Source organism: Amycolatopsis sp. NPDC054798 (genome assembly GCF_053611505.1).
Genome location: NZ_JBSHAM010000017.1, coordinates 40,638 through 56,266, shown reverse-complemented (window position 1 = coordinate 56,266; position 15,629 = coordinate 40,638). Strand labels below are relative to the sequence as shown.

Genomic DNA, 15,629 nt, shown 5'->3' with positions numbered 1-15,629 from the left:
CGAGTTCGACGCCTCCGCGATGCCGCCACACGAGGTCGCCATCGGCGAAAGTGACCGTGTGTTCGCGGCGCTCGTCGCCAACGCTCCGGTAGGCCCATACGCGAGGGCGCCTGCAGCGGTCCTAGCTCGGATGCGTGCCCTCGATCTGCAAGACTGACGGCGTGGAGCTTGAGGATCTGCTGAACGCCATGGACCGGACCGCGGCCAATCTCACCAAGCTTGAGGACGTATGGCGGCGTGCCCAGCCGTTCGTGCCCACCTCGCCCGCACGGGGCTCGGATCCCGAGTACGACGACCTTCGGCGCGCGTGGTCAGACCTGCTGGCCGGCCTGCCGCAGATCGACGGCTGGACCATCACCGACGAGCTGCCCGACATCGACGAACTCGGGCAGGCGTACATCGACTATTTCGAGATCAGTGAACCCCCGATCCGTGCGGACGAGGCCGGGGAGAAGCCGGCCAAGGACCTCGCCGAGTACCGGTATCTGCTCAACCGCGCCCGCCGCCGTGCTGCCCGTGAACGGCTCGCCCAACTCACGACGGTCATCGATACCTCGCTGCCTCGCATCATCGCTGGCGTGGCGCGCGACTCCATGACACCGCTCGCAGGTCCCGAGGTCGATAACGTCACCGCCGCTGTTGATGAGATCGAGCGGCTGCTCGGCGACACGGCTCAGCGCCGGGGTCGCTGGAGTGACCTCCACCGCCACCTGCACTTCGGGCAGGGACACGACTGGCACGACATCGCCGAGTTCGACTGGCCCAGCATCCGTCCTGACGTCGAAGCGGGTGCACTCGCAGACAGCGACCCGCTCACCGTCCCTGACATCGATCTCGGCCATGCCGCCGGCGGTCGCCTCACGGGAGCCGCCACCACAGCTCTGCCCTGGGAACGCCTCGACGACGACGGTTTCGAACGCCTCCTCTACGACCTGCTCCGCAGCTTTCCCGAACACGAGAACGTGCAATGGCTCATGAAGACCCGAGCCGCCGACCGCGGTCGAGACCTCTCTCTGGACCGCAAACTTCGCGACAGCGCCGGCGGAGTACGCAATGAGCGAGTCATCGTCCAAGCCAAACACTGGCTCGCACGGTCCGTCGGACCCGCCGAGGTATCCGAGACTCTGGCCATCGTGAAGCTGTGGGAACCGCCGCTGATCCGCGGCCTCATCATCGCGACCACCGGCCGCTTCACCGCAGACGCCGTGAGCTTGGCCGAGAAACACAACAACAGCGGTGCCGCACCCCACGTCGACCTCTGGCCCGACAGCAGGCTGGAAACGCTCCTCGCCCAGAAGCCCCACCTGGCAGCAGGCCACGGCCTCCGCTGACCTACTGATCCCGGCACCCACCGCGCTCGGTAGTTATGAGGAATCGTTGGCGTAGCGCGGTTTTTCGACCGGACGTAGCTGTGGGTCCCGTACCGGTGGCTCAAGTTTGAGCAGCTGGTAGAGCTTTTCGCGCAACGCGCCACTGTAGGATGCCGTCGTTGGGTCATCGAGTCGCGGCGTCGAATCACCTCCGGTTTGCGCGGCTCGGACGATCGCGGACTCCAACTGCTCGGACAGATCCCCCGCCGGGTCCAGCGCCCCTGTGGTGTCGAACGCTGGGGCCAAGTCCGTTGCGTGGTTGCCGAGCGTGAGAACGGGGTGTCCCAGGGCTGCTGCGTAATAAGTCATCGCCCCGTGATCGCCGAGCACGCAGTCCGCGGCGACGAGAGTCGCTCGCTCGCCCTGAAGCGGTGGAACCAGCAGCAGGCCGTCAGCAATCGCGTCCCGTAGCCATGACGTGACCTGCCATGCCCCGTGGCCTGTCCACACAGTCGAGTGCAGGATCAACGCCACCCGATACTTCTCGCGCGGCAGTTCGGCGAGCAACTGGTTGACCAACTGCGGGTCCCGCGCGAACAGCGATCTCATTCCCCACGTGGAACACGCGACGATCAGCCGCTGATTCGCGTCAACGCCGAGAACCTGGCGATACGCGGAACGCTCGGGCCAGCTCGCCATCATGCGGTCGAAATACGGATCGCCCACGGTCGCTACGTGATCGGCCAGGCCAGGCAGCCGTTCCGTGATGCGCTGGCGGCCGGTGTCGTCGGCTGCCCCCACGAAATCCGGTCGGCGAAACGCGTGAGGCCGGAGCTGGTTGCCCACGGCCGGCTGTCGGAGTCGCGTGACCGAAGACTGCGCCACACTGGGATTCTCCGCCATTGTCGCGATGAGGGACTTGTCAGCCGACGGCGGCAGGATGACCGCCAACGGCCCGGATACCTGAGCTGCCTCCGCGCTGTAGTGCATGGCCAGCACCAAATCGAACGATCGCCGCCGCGCTTCAGCCCACGGAATCTCCACCATTCCCAGCTCCGCCAAGACACTGGACGTCTGGCGGAAAAACGCGAACCCTCCCTCCACCGTGGTCACGACCTGTGTCCGCAAGTCAGACCCGAACAGCTCGACCACATCCAGCGCCCGAACCACGGACGCAACCGAGCCGACGACCACCAGGACCGTGCGGACCGGCTGCACCGTCAACCAAGTGCTGCCGTCCCGCAACGACTGGGAATACCGCCGCGTCGCGCGCTCAGCCGTCTGGTGCTCGAGCGCGACCTGCTTGGCCACCCACTCCGCTTCGTCGCCGCCCCAGGCGTGCGCGAACGCGGCGACTGTCTCCCGGCTCGGCAACCGGGTTCCCTTCAACGCCGCGTACAACGTCGAACGCGGAATCTTCTCAGCAGCGCTGATCTGGTCGACCGTCGGCGCATCCCGTCCCAACGTTGCGCGCAGGGCGCGCAGCTCAGCAGCGAACTCCGCCAGCGGCCCATTCGCAGGATCAACCGAGGTCGTGCGACGAACCATGCCCGCCCCTCCGGTCGTCCGGGATCTCACGCAGCCGTCCGTCCCAGGACAGCACGGACGGTATGAACACCATACGGCAATCTACATGCTATCTCGCTTAGTCTCGCGTGATGGTAGTCTCTCAGCGCTGCTCAGCCTGTCTCGCTGAACTCCCGTGAAGGAGCCCACCGCCGCATGGACAAGCAAGCACCCCCACGGGTGCTCCTCGTCATCATCGCCGTCCTGCTCGGCGTCATCGTCGCCCTCGTCGCCGGCATCCTCGCCTCCGCCAGCGGAGCCACCATCACCGCCGCGATCACCAGCGGCGGCATCGCTTTCGCCGGCACCGTCACCCTGACCCTGCTGATCATGAACGCCCTGCGCGCCCTCTGACCCGAGCAAAGCGTCAGAACGCCTTTGCAGCCGGGGAGCAGATACAGCTCAACGATTGGCTCAGCGTCGCATCGGGCACTATCGCGGCGAGGTCGTCGCTGCTGCCGCGTTCCGCTCACGCCGGGATCGTGCATCTCCCACTGGGAGCGGATGTCGATGGCCAAGCGTGCCGAACACTGTCGCAGGCTAGTTCGCAGTTGAGCACGGTGCTGCATCCAGGGCCGCCAGGTCGCGTTGGATCGTGGTCACCCGGCGTGCTGCGGCGTCGGCCTTCGTCTTCGCACGGTCACGCTCCGGCTGGGCTTGCTCTAACTCCCTCATCAACCGCTCCTGGTGGTCGCGACGCCGTATCTCGCTGGCGGGCAGTTTCTCTTTCTCTACGATGCCGCGGGTCTGCTGGCAGTCCTCGCACGTTGCCGTGCTCCCGATCCAGTAGCTGTTCGAGCGATGCTGCTGCTTCTCCACCGCGTGGCCGCAGGTGAACGTCAGCCGCCACGTGTCCAGGTCCCCTGGTCGCGGCTGCGGCATGTTCCGAACGGCTGCCGACAGCCTTTCGAGAACACGGTCGCTGACCGGCAGCGGTGGACAGCAGTACCTGCAGTGCGACACCCGAGAGCCCTGCAAGCTACGGCAAGCACGCTCCGTCACGCAGCGTCTGAGGCCGCCTCCAAGCAGAGCTGTCTGCACCGCACTACAGCGCAGAGACCCTGACCAGCCCTTCTACCAGTTCCCCGAGTATCGATCAGATGGCATGATCGATATCAACTGGTGACGCGCAGGGGGGCGTATGCACACAGAGTGGGTCAGCTGGGCGTCGGTCGCGATCGCGCTCGTGTCGGTGCTCTACGCCCGGAGGAGCGCTCGCACAGGCATCCGATCACTCGACGTTGCCAGCACCATCGGCCAAGTCAACTACGAAGACGCCCGCGCGAACCACACACCAATTGCGACGCTCACGCTTACCGAGGTAGAGCACCGAACAGCGACCGCACAGTATCATGACGGGCTCCTCGGAGCCGAAGCACACAGCTGGGCTGAACGACACGAGTCGGACAACCTGGAGGTCGTCGCGCGCGGCAAACTGGTCAACAACACCGACCACGAACTGCTCCTGACCCTCCATGATCACCCCCAGGCCCGCCGCCGCAGCTGGGCTTTCCATCGCAACCAATCCATCATGGTTCTGGACGGCGCTCCAGCCGACCTCAATCGGGCTGTTCTGCCAGCCGGCGCTACGACTTCATTCGACTGGATAGACCGGCGCACTCAGCAAGAATGGATATCCATTCAAGAACTGGACGGCGCCCACGACGGGACCAGCTCACCATTCCAGCGACCCCTGTCGTGGCGCGACTATATTAAAGCCCCTTTCGACCTTCATTCCACCAGGCGCATAAAGGAACGCAAGATATCCCGGTCAGGCTTTTATTTGGTTTGCGAGTCACGTGCCAACGAACGAGTCGCCACCATCTGGTATGCCGAAGTCGTCGAAGCCCCGGTCGCCGTAGACGAATACTTGGACGTTGATCGGACGAGCTACAAGCCGATGCTCCGGACCATCCCCGGCCCCATCGACGACGACATCATCCGCTACCGGGTCACCTTCGACCCCGTGCTTGCCCTCCTCCGTCCGCCCAAGCTGCGGCGACTTCGAGGCCGAAACTAGCCAGGATGCCACGACAAAACATCTTAACTCCGCATCACGGCCGAACACCGAAAGTCACCTCGCAACCCGACGTCATCCCCATCGAGTACCGCCGATTTAGACGGACAGACAAGATCAATCTGCGACCCTCCTATTTGATGATTTCCGCTCATCGTCGACCAGGCGCTATACTGGTGTAGCACTGCGCTTAGCCGTTCCCGCTTTGGGAGCGGAGGGTCGCAGGTTCAAATCCTGTCATCCCGACTCGCGTTGAGGGGCTGGACCTGCGGGTTCAGCCCCTTTTTCGTGCCGTGGGGCGCGGGGCGGGTGCTGGGGCGGAGCTTGGGGGGCTCCTGGTTGAGGATTTTCGCCTGCGCGCGCGAGCACTGACTTTGACTCCGCCAGCCTGGCAGGTCTTGAGCAACGAGTGGGCTATGTCACTCAAGACTGAGACAAGAGCCCGCGCACGATCCGCGACTGCTGCAACTCCGTGCGCTTCTTCCACATCTGGCTCGCCGACCCGATCGCGCCGCTGGAAGCCGAGGACCCCGACGCGTGGCCGTCTTCGGCTCCCCGAACCGAAGGCTACGAACCGAACCACGTCAAACGACGGACAGCCTATCGGGCTCGCCGCCACCAGTCCCGGCAAAGCGAGCAACAACTACCGGTCTCCGAGCGCCTGACGCAACTGATGTCTGGCAGAAGAAGAGAACGAGCACCACCTGACAGCCCACATGGATCCGTCGCACAACCCGGACCCAGCCGATCCCCCGTCACACCAGTGGAATTCATCAAACAGACGCTCAGGAGCTGCACTCGGTACCAGTCATGCAGGCCGCGGACAGTGCCCGGTGACAACAGGCGTCGTGTTTGGTTTCTTGTTTGACGGGGACAGGGAAGGGGAAAGGCCTCGGTTCAGAAGTCGTCGGCAGTCGCACGGGAGCATATCGACGCCGCACCGGCAGCGGAACGGACTGCGGCGTCGTCGGATTTATCGCCAGCCTAGCTATTCTCTCTTCTAAAGAAGAAGCTTGCCGCCTGGGCGATCGCGGCGACGAAAAATCCAATTCCAACATACTGCATGAATTCTGCGCCGGGTACGGAAAGGGCTATCACAACTGCGACGGCTGCGAACGCCACGAGTATCGCAAACGGCAACCACGCGAACTTCTTCGCTCCTGGCATGGGATCGCCCTCCTACGGGATCATTGTAGTGCGCGGCGGGTGTGCTGTCGTGAGTGCCAGCACACCCGCCGCCGAGCCATGGTCAACTTATTTGTTGAAAGGTGATTTCAGTGCCTTGGACCAACTGCCGAATCCCTTGCCGATGACTCCTGTGGCGACGCCGATCCCGCATCCCGCTGCCAAGTTCGCGTGGTCGAGAGCTGCGGTGACCAGTCCGCCGACACAGCCTCCGACGACGGCGCCACCCCACGGTCCCAACGGGCTCGCGCTGACGATAAGAGTGACGGCGCCGCCGATGAGCGCCCCGGCGAGTGCGTGCCCGAGGCTCAAACCTCCGGTGGGGTCTGCGTTGTTGATGGGGTCGTTGTGGGCGTAGGCGTAGTGGTTGGTTTCTTGTCCGGTGGGGTCGGGGGTGAGGAAGCGGCCCCAGCCGGGAAAGTACCAGCGGTAGCCCAGGAGCAGGTCGACGCCGTATTGGTAGTGGCCGAGGTAGTGGAATGGGTTGTCGGCGGCGTTGGGGCCGGTGGCGGTGGTGCCGCCGTAGGGGTCGTAGCGGTAGGTCGCGGCGACGGTGCCGGTGGTGGAGATGAGGGCGACGACGCTGCCCTGGTAGTCGGTGACGACGTTGTAGCGTGCGCCGGTCCCGGTCTTCTCGGTGACGATCGCCCCCTTCGGCTCTCGGGTCAGGCTCGTGCGTGCCCCGTTGTGGACGGCCTGGGTCATGCCCAGCGCCGTCGTGGTGAACCGGTTGGTGGTGGTTCCGCTGCTGGTCGTGTATTTCAACTGGTGGGGTTGGGTTTGGTCGAGGGTGTCGTAGGTGGCGGTGAAGCTGTTGCCGGCGGCGTCGCTGCCGGAGACGAACTGGCCGGTGTCGCTGTAGTTGTTGGTTTCGTCGGGGTTGGTCGAGCCGGTGAGGTTGCCGGCGGTGTCGTAACTGCGGGTGCGGCCGTCGTTGACGAGCTGGTCGGCGGCGTTGTAGGTCAAGGTGGCGGCGCCGAGTTTGGTCATGTTGCCGGCGTTGTCGTACTCGTAGCCGGTGGGACCGGCGGTCTTCAGGCGTTGCAGTGCGTCGTAGGCGTAGTTGGTGGTGCCGGTGGCGTCGGTTGTGGACTGCATCTGGTCGGAGTCCGCGCCGCCGCTGCGGGTGAAGCTGTAGGTGGTCTGCAGCAGCTGGGTTCCGGCGGCGTTTTTTACCGTCAGGCTGGTTTGGCGGCCGGAGTTGTCGTAGGCGTTGGTCTGGGTTCCGGCTCCGGGCCAGGTGGTGCTGGTGCGGCGGTCGGCGTTGTCGTAGCCGAACGTCGTGGTCTGCCCGAACGGGTCCGCCAGCGAGGTGAGCCGGTTCGCCGCGTCGTAGCCGTAGACGCTCTGGCCGCCGGGATCAGTGACGGAGGTGAGGTTCCCAGCGAGGTCGTACCCGTACGCGAGGTGCTCGTCGGGGCTGCTGTCGTCGGTGCGGGTGTCGGTGAGCAGCTGCCCGCCGGTGTCGTAGCCGAAGACATGGGTGGCGGTGGCGGTGTCGCGGCGAGTGAGGCTGCCGTTGTTGTCGTAAGCCGCGGCCTGCAGCACAACGCCGTCGCTGTGCCTCGTGACGGACACGACGCGGTCGAGTTTGTCGTAGCCGTAGTCCAGCCGGATCCCGCGCCCATCGGTCACCGAGGACACCCGCGACAGCGAGTCGTAGGTGTAGCGGGTGGCGCCGAGCGGGGTGGGCGGGGTGACGGTGGTGAGGTTTCCGGCATTGTCGTAGCTGTAGCGGGTGACGTGGCCGTTGCCGTCGACGCTGGTCGACACCAGTCCCAGCGGCTGGGTGTAGGTCAGCGTCTGCAGATCCGTGTTCAGGCCGTCGGAGTGGATCTTCGTGACGTTCCCGGCGTTGTCGTAGCTGCGGGAGATCTTGTCCCCGGCCGGGTTCGTGACAGTCGTGGGCAGATGCGGGTGGGCGGCGTCGGTGTAACCGACGCTGGCTTTCGCAGTCGTGGGCAGCTGAGTGCCGATCAGGTTGTTGAGCGGGTCGTAGCTGTTGGTGGTGGTGTTGTTGAGCCCGTCGACGGAGGTCTGCAGGTCGCTGTTGGCGGTCCAAGTCTGCGCGAGGGTGTGCCCGAGCGCGTCGGTGGCCGAGGTCTGCCGCCCCTGGGTGTCGTATTTGTAGGTCGCGGAGTGCGAGTTGGGGTCGGTTTCGGTGGTCTGCCCGCTGCCGTAACCGAACATGGTCTTGACCTGTCCGGTCTGGCGGGGGAATTTCACTTCGGTGCCCCGGTGCGCACCGTCGTAGGCGAAGCTGTAGGTGGTGCCGTTGGGGTCCTGAATCGAGGCGAGATCCCCGGTGCCGGTCCACGTGAGGTGCATCGACGTGCCGGACCGGTCAGTGAAGTCGGTCAGTTGTCCGGCGTTGTTGTAGCGGTAGGTCGCTGCGGTGGTGCCGGTCGGGTCGGTGATCGCCGAGACCAGCCCGTTGCTGTAGCCGAAGGTGGTGACGCGGCCTTGGGTGTCGGTGATCGAGGCGGTGGTGCCGTCGGAGTTGTAGCGCGGGGTGACGGTGTTGCCGTTGCGGTCGGCCTCCGACAGCAGCCAGCCCGCCGGGCTGAACGTCCAGCGCTCGTTGGAACTGTCGAAGATCAGGCTGTGCTTGCCGTCGGAGCCCTTGCTCAACGCGGCGTGCACGCCGGGGGCTGGGGTGTAGCTGCCGTCGGCTTTGCGCGTGAAGGTGGCGCAGTAGCCCGAATCGCCGTGCAGGACCACGTCTGCGCCGGTGAAGGTCAGGCCGACGTCCTGGCCGTGGCTGAGCGTCCAGCCGGTGCCGAAGCTGCCGTTGCCCGGACGCTGGTTGTTGTACACCTGCGACAGCGACAGGTTCTCGCCGGCGCCCTTGACCGTCAGCTGCCGTTGCGTGATGGTCAGGTTTCCGTCGTGAGTGTTGACCAGCGCTTCCATCCGGTCCGAAATCTTGAACCGCTCCAACGGATACTGCGGCAGCAACCCCGTCTCGTTCGCCCCGCACGAGGACACCGCGGCGATCCCCGGCTTGTAACCTGGCTGCCACGCCGCAGCCGGAGGCTGGCCGCCGGTCGGAGTTTTGTTCACTGTCGCCGGTGGAGTCCACACCGTGGTCGGCGGTGCCACTCTGTGCGGCGCGGCGGACGCGGTGTGCGGTACTGCGACCACCAGCGCCCCTAACGTCACGGCGGAGACCGCCAACGCAGATCTGTGCCTCATATTCTTCCCCTCGAACGAACTGAGTGCAGCACGAACCGCGCCGGAAACACTCGGACCCGAGGTCTACAGGCCCTGGACGACACCAGACGGCGCGGCAGAACACGATCATGCAAACAGCTTCATCGCCGACAACGCCTGCTTTGTAACAACAACCAGCCCGAAAGCCCGAAAAACCTCTTCAGGTCACCCTGGTGGCGCAACGACAGCGGACTGGACCTATCCGGCCGGTGAAACACCCACGAACCGGGACGGTGTCGACGTGGCTAAGGATTCCGCATGAGAAAGAGGATTTCGCTGCTTTTGCCGCCGGTTCAGAGACGAGGACCGGCATCGGCCGGACGGAACCGGGCTCCGCCGGGGGCCACCGATGCCGAGCTTGGATTCGGCGGTGGTTCAGTCGGCCAGCATGGCCTTCTGGGCCGTGGCCAGGGTGGCCTTCTTAGCACACACGGCCTTCTTCATTGCGTTCTCGACCGAGTCCTTGCTGGCGGAGTTCTCGTTGCCGGATTCCGGTTCGGGCCAGAGGTTCTTCCGGGTATTTCAGCGCGGAAACACGCAGCAGCCGCAAGCGAAAGTCGCCGCCGCAACACACCGCTCTCGCCGAACTGCATAAAGATCATGCTCCGCCGGCTTCCGGACCGAAGCTCCGACGGGAGGGCACTCTCGCCAGGCGGATCCGCGGAAACAAGCGCAAACCGGCCGCGAATCCATTCTGACGGGGCCGACAAGCGCGAATGTCAGCGCGGATGAATGCGCGCAGGTGAGACATGCTAAATCGTCACGGCTCCCCGAAATCGGTTCTCCAAGCAGTTTCTCTTCTGGTTTTTGACTGACTGTCCCGCGCGCGACGGACCGATTCGAAACAGCCGACGAACGGCCGCGATGTTCACTCGTCTATGGTGCGCCGACCATCCTTGCGCCGGTCATGGCAGTTGTGGAAATGTCAGGGTCGCAGAGCTTGGTCGGGAGAATCAGCTGCATGCAGGGGGGATTTATTCGCCTCACCGCTGCGAATATGCGGTGTCAGCGTCACCGCAGGGGCGTGGATCGGCGCACGCCATCCGGTGCTTCGCGCCCGCTCGCATGTACTCGATTCCTTGAGCAATGGGGAGAATAGCTGTGATCGGAACAATTATCGGCGAAGAGCCACCCTGGCGGCGCTCGCTGGCCGCGGCGCTTGCGGCATCGCTTGCGCACGGCACCGTGTCCGCGCAGGAATTACGTGGCTGACACCAGCGAGGATTTTTTCGACATCGGTTTTTCCTTGAGAGGGCCGGAAACTGCGCATCGACCATCAGTCCGCGGCATCGGCAGATGCCCCTCACCCCGGCCTCAGACCAAATGCTCCCCCGCGCGCCGGAGAGCGGGCAGACTGACGCCGCGCACCGGCGGCTGCGCTCGTTCCTGAACCTGCCCGCCGCCAGATGATTTCAAGCGACCGCCGTGCGACCGGAATGGGGACAGGAGCATCGCAAGAACTCCTGCCGACGCGGGATCAGTTAGGCCCGCCCAGGGTCACGACGTTGATCTGATCATTCGCCCGGGAGAACAGACGGACACCTGCCCGGAAAACTGGTGTCCAACCGGTCAGGGAGAATTGCGCCATGACTGATGACGTCACGTTCGAATTCCGCTCGGCTTGGTGCAGGCTGACGATGGGCTCCGGCACTCAACGGCAAACCTTCCACGCAACGGGGCTCAACGACGCCTTCGGAGACCTCGCGCAGGCCGTCGCGAACCTCGCACGCCCGAGACCGGTGGTGGAGTTGCAGTCCGTGCTGTGGGGCGATGAACCAGGCGGAGTTTTCCTGGACTTCGCCTCGCCAGTAGCGGATCACCTCGCGCTGGTGGTGCACGCGGTGGCGATCCGCACCTGGATCACCGCGCCGGACTGGACGCCCGAACGAGGCGAAGTGCTGCTACGACAGGTCGCGCCGCGCCATGAACTCGCCAGCGCCTTCCTGCGCGGCTTCGAGACCGTCAGCGCGGCAACGAAACCGGGAGGCATCGTCCCGGGCTGGCCGCACCCATTCCCAGACACAGCTGTCACCGAACTCCGCCGCGCGCTCAGCTGACATCCCCCGGAAACCGCAATGCTTCGTCCACGTTGCCAGGAAGGATTCGGGAAATATCATGAGATCGCCGGGCTTTGCCGACATTTTCAGATGCCTCGGAATGCTGGCCATCATCACGACAGGGGCGCTGCTCGCAGCGAACACCGCCGCGACCGCGGCCGCGCCGATCAAGGGATATCAGGACTGCTTCAAATCTGCCGCCTGATGTGTGAAGCTCCGTTGAAGCAGATCACGCAGTAGGTCGAGATCTGCAGGTGCTTGCCTGGCAGGGCGGGGCGTCAACGACGGTGCCAAGGTCGGCCAATGCGTGTGCCGGGCCAGTGGTTCCTCATGTGTGGCAGGGTCCTCTACGCGGGCACATTCGACGAAGCTCTTTCGGCGGAGCACAAGAACCCGCGAGCCAGCGGACGGTCTGTCGGTATTCCCGCAGCCCACGTAGAAAGCGCTGGTCTTCTGTGCGCTCACGAACCTTCCGACTGCCGATGTCCGTCCAAACGCTCCGCCAATCTCGGGTACAAGGTGAGGGCGTTGTGACCGATTGCCTCGCGCTCAGCCACCGACAGATGCTCGTATCCGAGAACGGCCGCGAGGTTGGCGTCCATCGTGGCGTCGGTCGTGCACGGCACACCGCAGTCGGACCCGTAGATCAGGTGGTCCGCGCCGACCATGGCAACCGCCGGCCCCAGCGCCGTCGGCGCGGTCGCCGCTGTATCGACGTAGAGCCGCTTCAGATGGCGGTCCATTTCGTCGGCGGTCAGGTGCTGCGGGTTCGGAACCCATTGTTCGAGACCGAGCAGGCGAAGGCGGCCGGAGAGCACTGGTAGCGCTCCGCCGCAGTGGGCGATCACAAAAGTGATGCCGGGGTAACGGCGGAACACGGCCCGGTAGAGCATGTCCGTCACTGTGCGCGCGGTCTCGAAGGCGACGTCGATGATCACCGGCGGCCGCCCCATTTCGCCCATGGCATAGGCGTCCGGATGGACGAAAACGGTGGCCCGCCGCCGATCGAGTTCGGCCCACAGCGGCTCGAGCGACGGATCGCTCAAATACACGCCGTTGTAGTGGCAGGTCACCGCGTAGCCGTCCGCGTGGAGGTCGGTGTCGGCTCGCTCCACTTCGGACAGAGCTGCGTCGCAGTCGTCGGTGGGAAGCGCGGCCAGGAGACCGAACCGGGTCGGATACCGGTTGACCAGCGAAGCGCCGTAATCGTTCGAGAGCCGAAGCGCTGCCGTGGATTTGGGGATATTGCTCAGCAGTTGCGTCGCGATACCGGTTCGATCCATGTACGCGAGCGTGCTGTCCGGGTCCCACTCCGGCGGCGCCGGTGTCTGCCAATCGGCCTGTTTCATCAGTTCCCAGCGCGCCGAACGCTGCTGCGGGTTTTCCGGGGGATAGAAATGGGCGTGGGTGTCAATCCATCCGTCGACGAGCATGGTCGTCCTTTCGGTACTGTTCTGCCGGATCCTCGCCCAGCTGACGGCGAAGGTTGGCCACGAGGATCCGGTCGAGGGCTTCGACCGAATCGATCCCGGCCGCGGTGACCGCGGCCTGCTGGCGCCGGAGCAAACCGGAGCACATCCGGAGTTCCTCGCCGAACCAGAGCACGTCCCCGGTCGATTCGTCGAACCGGGCCCAGTCCGCGCCTGGCTCGCCGTGGTGGATGAACCGGCGGTAATGCTCTCCCATCTCACGCGAGACGCGGCCCAGCCGGGCCCGGTCGATGCCTTCGAAGGCCGGCCAGCGGGCCAGATCGGCTTCGCTGTAGTTGCGGAACAGGAACGGCGTGTCACCCGTGTGCACCGCCCGCAGCTCCCCCTGCAATCCGGGCAGGTCCCAGGAGAACTGGAACACCCAGACCGGAATCTCCGCCCGGGCCAGGTTTGCGGCGATCGCCAGCGACGACATCGCGAAGAACTCGAACGACATGAGATCCGACAACGTCACCCCTGGCACCGTGCCGGGTGGCCGGAGAGCCTGGAACTCCTCGAGAACGCCGCCGGCCCGGTCGCCGAAGACCTGTTCCGCCACCGCGTGAACAGCCTGCTCGGTGCCGTGCCGAGCGGTCGGCGAGTGGCCTCGGAAGAACTGCCACTCGTCGCGGGCGAAGCCGACGATGACCTCCAGCGACTTCTCCGCGCCGATCCGGTCGAGCTCGGACTGGGGCGTGGACAAGTAGGAGGCTGGCTGTTCGTGGACCCACGCACCGTCGACGACCGCACCGAGCGGGCGCCAGGCGACGTTGGCGTCCGCGGGCACGTACCGGGTCATGATGTTCTGGACGGCGAGCAGGCGCTCGACCTCCACCGTCGCCAGAGCGCCCGGGTCGTCTATGCCGAGCAGATCGAGGTACAGGCGAGCCACCTGCTCGGCTTCCGGCCGCCACTGGGTGCACCAGTTGTTGAACGGCGACAGCGACTGCAGCACCGCCCGGCGGATGAGCGGCCTGGTGCCGGGGTTGGCCAGCAGGTGCGAGACCGCGGTCGCGCCCGCCGATTCCCCCGCGGCCGTGATCCGGTCCGGGTCACCGCCGAACGCCGCGATGTTGTCGTGCACCCACCGCAGGGCCGCAATTTGGTCCTGGAGCCCAAGATTCACCGCCTCGCCGAGGGAGCCGCCCAGCAGTCCGAAATGGACCCAGCCGAGCGCGCCCATCCGATAGTTGGGGCGGACGACGACAACCTGCGCTTCGCGCGCGAGGTTCGCCCCGCGTTCGAGGTGGAACGACCCGGAACTGACCGCATTGGCCCCGCCGTGGAAGTACAGGTAGACGGGCATCGGTCCCTCGACGCCGGCGGGAACCCAGATGTCGAGGTAGAGGCAGTCCTCGCTCGCGTTCGGCTGGTCGTAGGTGGCCGGGGTGTACGGCGGCCAGGACACGATTCCGGGCACCCCGGGATCGAGTTCGGCGATCAGCTGCCGGACGCGGTCCGCGTTCGACGAATTGATCTGCGCCGACGCGGGTCCGGAGCGGGAGGCATCTCGCACCCCCGGCCAGCTCGGCACAGGCGCCGGAGGCCGGAACCTCAGCTCGCCGACTGGCGGCGCGGCGAACGGCACGCCCCGGTAGACGTAGTTCCCCTCTTCGCAGACGCCCTGCAGCGTTCCGAAACGGGTTTCGACCACAGCGCGCCGATCGGCGAAATCCGCGGCCGGAGAAGTCATGCGGCCCTGGTTGAGTTCGATGAAACCGCTGCTACGCCTGGCATCCATGCGTGACTCTTCTCTTCGCGGCCAACCTGTTCGACCTTACTTTGCACTGCACTGTGCAGTGCAATCAAGGATCGCGGCGATGACGTGGACTAGGTCACATCGCGACGCGGGACCGACGCCGCGAGCGCCACCCGCTCCGCGTACCGCCGTCTAGCGGCCCAGCGCAGCCCCGCGCTGGGCCATCTCGCCGATCGTTGCCGTATCCCGTGCAGCGGAGCGCGTGCCGGATCTCGCGCTCGTCGGCGCAGGGTTCTCCGAGAGCAGCTGCCGCCCCGCCCTCCTCGAGCCTGCTACGGTGCACTACACAGTGCAGTGCACCGTTCGGGCGAACCGGGGAACGCGGGGACAACATGGCAGAGGCAGGTGCGGCCGTGTCGCCGGCCAGGCAAAAGGTGCTGGACGCGGCGGTGACCGTCTTCCTCGAGTGCGGCTTCGAACAGTCCTCGATGGAACAGATCGGTGCGGCCGCCGGAGTTGTCCGGCGGACCGTGTTCAATCTGTTCGAGTCCAAGGAGGCGCTGTTCCGGGCGGCCGTCGAACAGGCATGGGCTTCCATGCCGATCGCCGAGATCGGCATGGACGAGGAGGCGTTCACCGATCCCGTGGCCGGTTTGACCAGGATGGGCTTGGCCATCAGCGACTTCTGGGCCCCGCCTGAGGCGGTAGCCATGGTGCGCCTCGTCATCAGCGAGAGCAGGCGCTTCCCACAGCTGGCCGAGGACTACCTGTCGCTCGGCAAGCTGCCCGCGCTGAGCGCGTTGATCGAATACCTCGGAGAGTGGAACCGGCGCGGGGAACTGGCCGTGCCCGACCCGGATCTGGCCGCCCGGCAATTCGTGGGGATGATCAACGAGCCGTTGCTGTGGTTTCGCGTGCTCGGACAGCCGGGCGTCCCGACCAAGAAACGACGGGCCCATACCGTGGACGAGGCCGTGAACACGTTCCTGGCCCGGTATCGGCCGCACTGAGCCATGGCGGGTCGCAGCGAGCGTGACCGCGAACCCGGGACTTGGACCGCGCCGGGGAACGCCACTTTCCAGTGACCGGCGGTGAGTCCTCGGTGGCGGATCG

The 15,629-nt window shown here is 65.5% G+C and carries 10 protein-coding genes; 6 read left to right on the top strand and 4 right to left on the bottom strand.

From position 1 onward, the window contains the following. Positions 1–161 precede the first annotated feature (161 nt). Positions 162–1,331: a restriction endonuclease gene (locus ACWGIC_RS13500; protein ID WP_452076196.1), complete on the top strand. Its 1,170-nt coding sequence runs from the start codon at positions 162–164 to the stop codon at positions 1,329–1,331. A gap of 33 nt (positions 1,332–1,364) precedes the next feature. On the opposite strand, the gene ACWGIC_RS13495 is transcribed toward ACWGIC_RS13500, so the two are convergent. After that, the gene (locus ACWGIC_RS13495; protein WP_452076195.1) at positions 1,365–2,858 is read right to left on the bottom strand and encodes a hypothetical protein; all 1,494 of its coding nucleotides are present in this window, start codon (positions 2,856–2,858) and stop codon (positions 1,365–1,367) included. Between the two features lie 174 nt (positions 2,859–3,032). On the opposite strand from ACWGIC_RS13495, the gene ACWGIC_RS13490 reads away from it, so the two are divergent. After that, positions 3,033–3,230, top strand: coding sequence for a hypothetical protein (locus ACWGIC_RS13490; RefSeq protein WP_452076194.1), 198 nt, complete (start codon positions 3,033–3,035; stop codon positions 3,228–3,230). 787 nt (positions 3,231–4,017) lie between these two features. Next, positions 4,018–4,896 (top strand): hypothetical protein, encoded by an 879-nt coding sequence (locus tag ACWGIC_RS13485; RefSeq protein WP_452076193.1) that lies wholly within the window; start codon positions 4,018–4,020, stop codon positions 4,894–4,896. Positions 4,897–6,147: 1,251 nt separating this feature from the next. Here the strand turns inward: ACWGIC_RS13485 and ACWGIC_RS13480 are convergent. Further along, on the bottom strand, positions 6,148–9,141 hold the full coding sequence (locus ACWGIC_RS13480) for an RHS repeat-associated core domain-containing protein (RefSeq protein ID WP_452076192.1): 2,994 nt from the start codon (positions 9,139–9,141) through the stop codon (positions 6,148–6,150). Between the two features lie 22 nt (positions 9,142–9,163). Here ACWGIC_RS13480 and ACWGIC_RS13475 point away from each other — a divergent pair, with 22 nt between their 5' ends. Continuing rightward, entirely contained in the window at positions 9,164–9,553 is a 390-nt protein-coding gene (locus ACWGIC_RS13475; RefSeq protein WP_452076191.1) for a hypothetical protein, read from the top strand. Positions 9,554–10,877: 1,324 nt separating this feature from the next. Further along, positions 10,878–11,348 carry a hypothetical protein gene (locus ACWGIC_RS13470; protein WP_452076190.1) on the top strand — a complete coding sequence of 157 codons (471 nt, stop codon included), beginning with the start codon at positions 10,878–10,880 and terminating at the stop codon, positions 11,346–11,348. A gap of 461 nt (positions 11,349–11,809) precedes the next feature. On the opposite strand, the gene ACWGIC_RS13465 is transcribed toward ACWGIC_RS13470, so the two are convergent. Together ACWGIC_RS13465 and ACWGIC_RS13460 are read right to left on the bottom strand one after the other, a co-directional pair. Then, on the bottom strand, positions 11,810–12,781 hold the full coding sequence (locus ACWGIC_RS13465) for an amidohydrolase family protein (protein WP_452076189.1): 972 nt from the start codon (positions 12,779–12,781) through the stop codon (positions 11,810–11,812). Next, entirely contained in the window at positions 12,759–14,558 is a 1,800-nt protein-coding gene (locus ACWGIC_RS13460; protein WP_452076188.1) for a carboxylesterase/lipase family protein, read from the bottom strand. Before ACWGIC_RS13460 ends, ACWGIC_RS13465 begins: the two co-directional genes overlap by 23 nt. 350 nt (positions 14,559–14,908) lie before the next feature. On the opposite strand from ACWGIC_RS13460, the gene ACWGIC_RS13455 reads away from it, so the two are divergent. Next, positions 14,909–15,526, top strand: a complete 618-nt coding sequence (locus ACWGIC_RS13455; RefSeq protein ID WP_452076187.1) for a TetR/AcrR family transcriptional regulator — start codon at positions 14,909–14,911, stop codon at positions 15,524–15,526. The last annotated feature ends 103 nt before the right edge of the window (positions 15,527–15,629 follow it).

Excerpts from the sequence above, each read along its gene's own strand:
- ACWGIC_RS13495 (WP_452076195.1), bottom strand. The coding sequence starts at position 2,858 with ATGGTTCGTCGCACGACCTCGGTTGATCCTGCGAATGGGCCGCTGGCG.
- ACWGIC_RS13465 (WP_452076189.1), bottom strand. The coding sequence starts at position 12,781 with ATGCTCGTCGACGGATGGATTGACACCCACGCCCATTTCTATCCCCCG.
- ACWGIC_RS13460 (WP_452076188.1), bottom strand. The coding sequence starts at position 14,558 with ATGGATGCCAGGCGTAGCAGCGGTTTCATCGAACTCAACCAGGGCCGC.
- ACWGIC_RS13455 (WP_452076187.1), top strand. The coding sequence starts at position 14,909 with ATGGCAGAGGCAGGTGCGGCCGTGTCGCCGGCCAGGCAAAAGGTGCTG.
- ACWGIC_RS13470 (WP_452076190.1), top strand. The coding sequence starts at position 10,878 with ATGACTGATGACGTCACGTTCGAATTCCGCTCGGCTTGGTGCAGGCTG.
- ACWGIC_RS13490 (WP_452076194.1), top strand. The coding sequence starts at position 3,033 with ATGGACAAGCAAGCACCCCCACGGGTGCTCCTCGTCATCATCGCCGTC.
- ACWGIC_RS13485 (WP_452076193.1), top strand. The coding sequence starts at position 4,018 with ATGCACACAGAGTGGGTCAGCTGGGCGTCGGTCGCGATCGCGCTCGTG.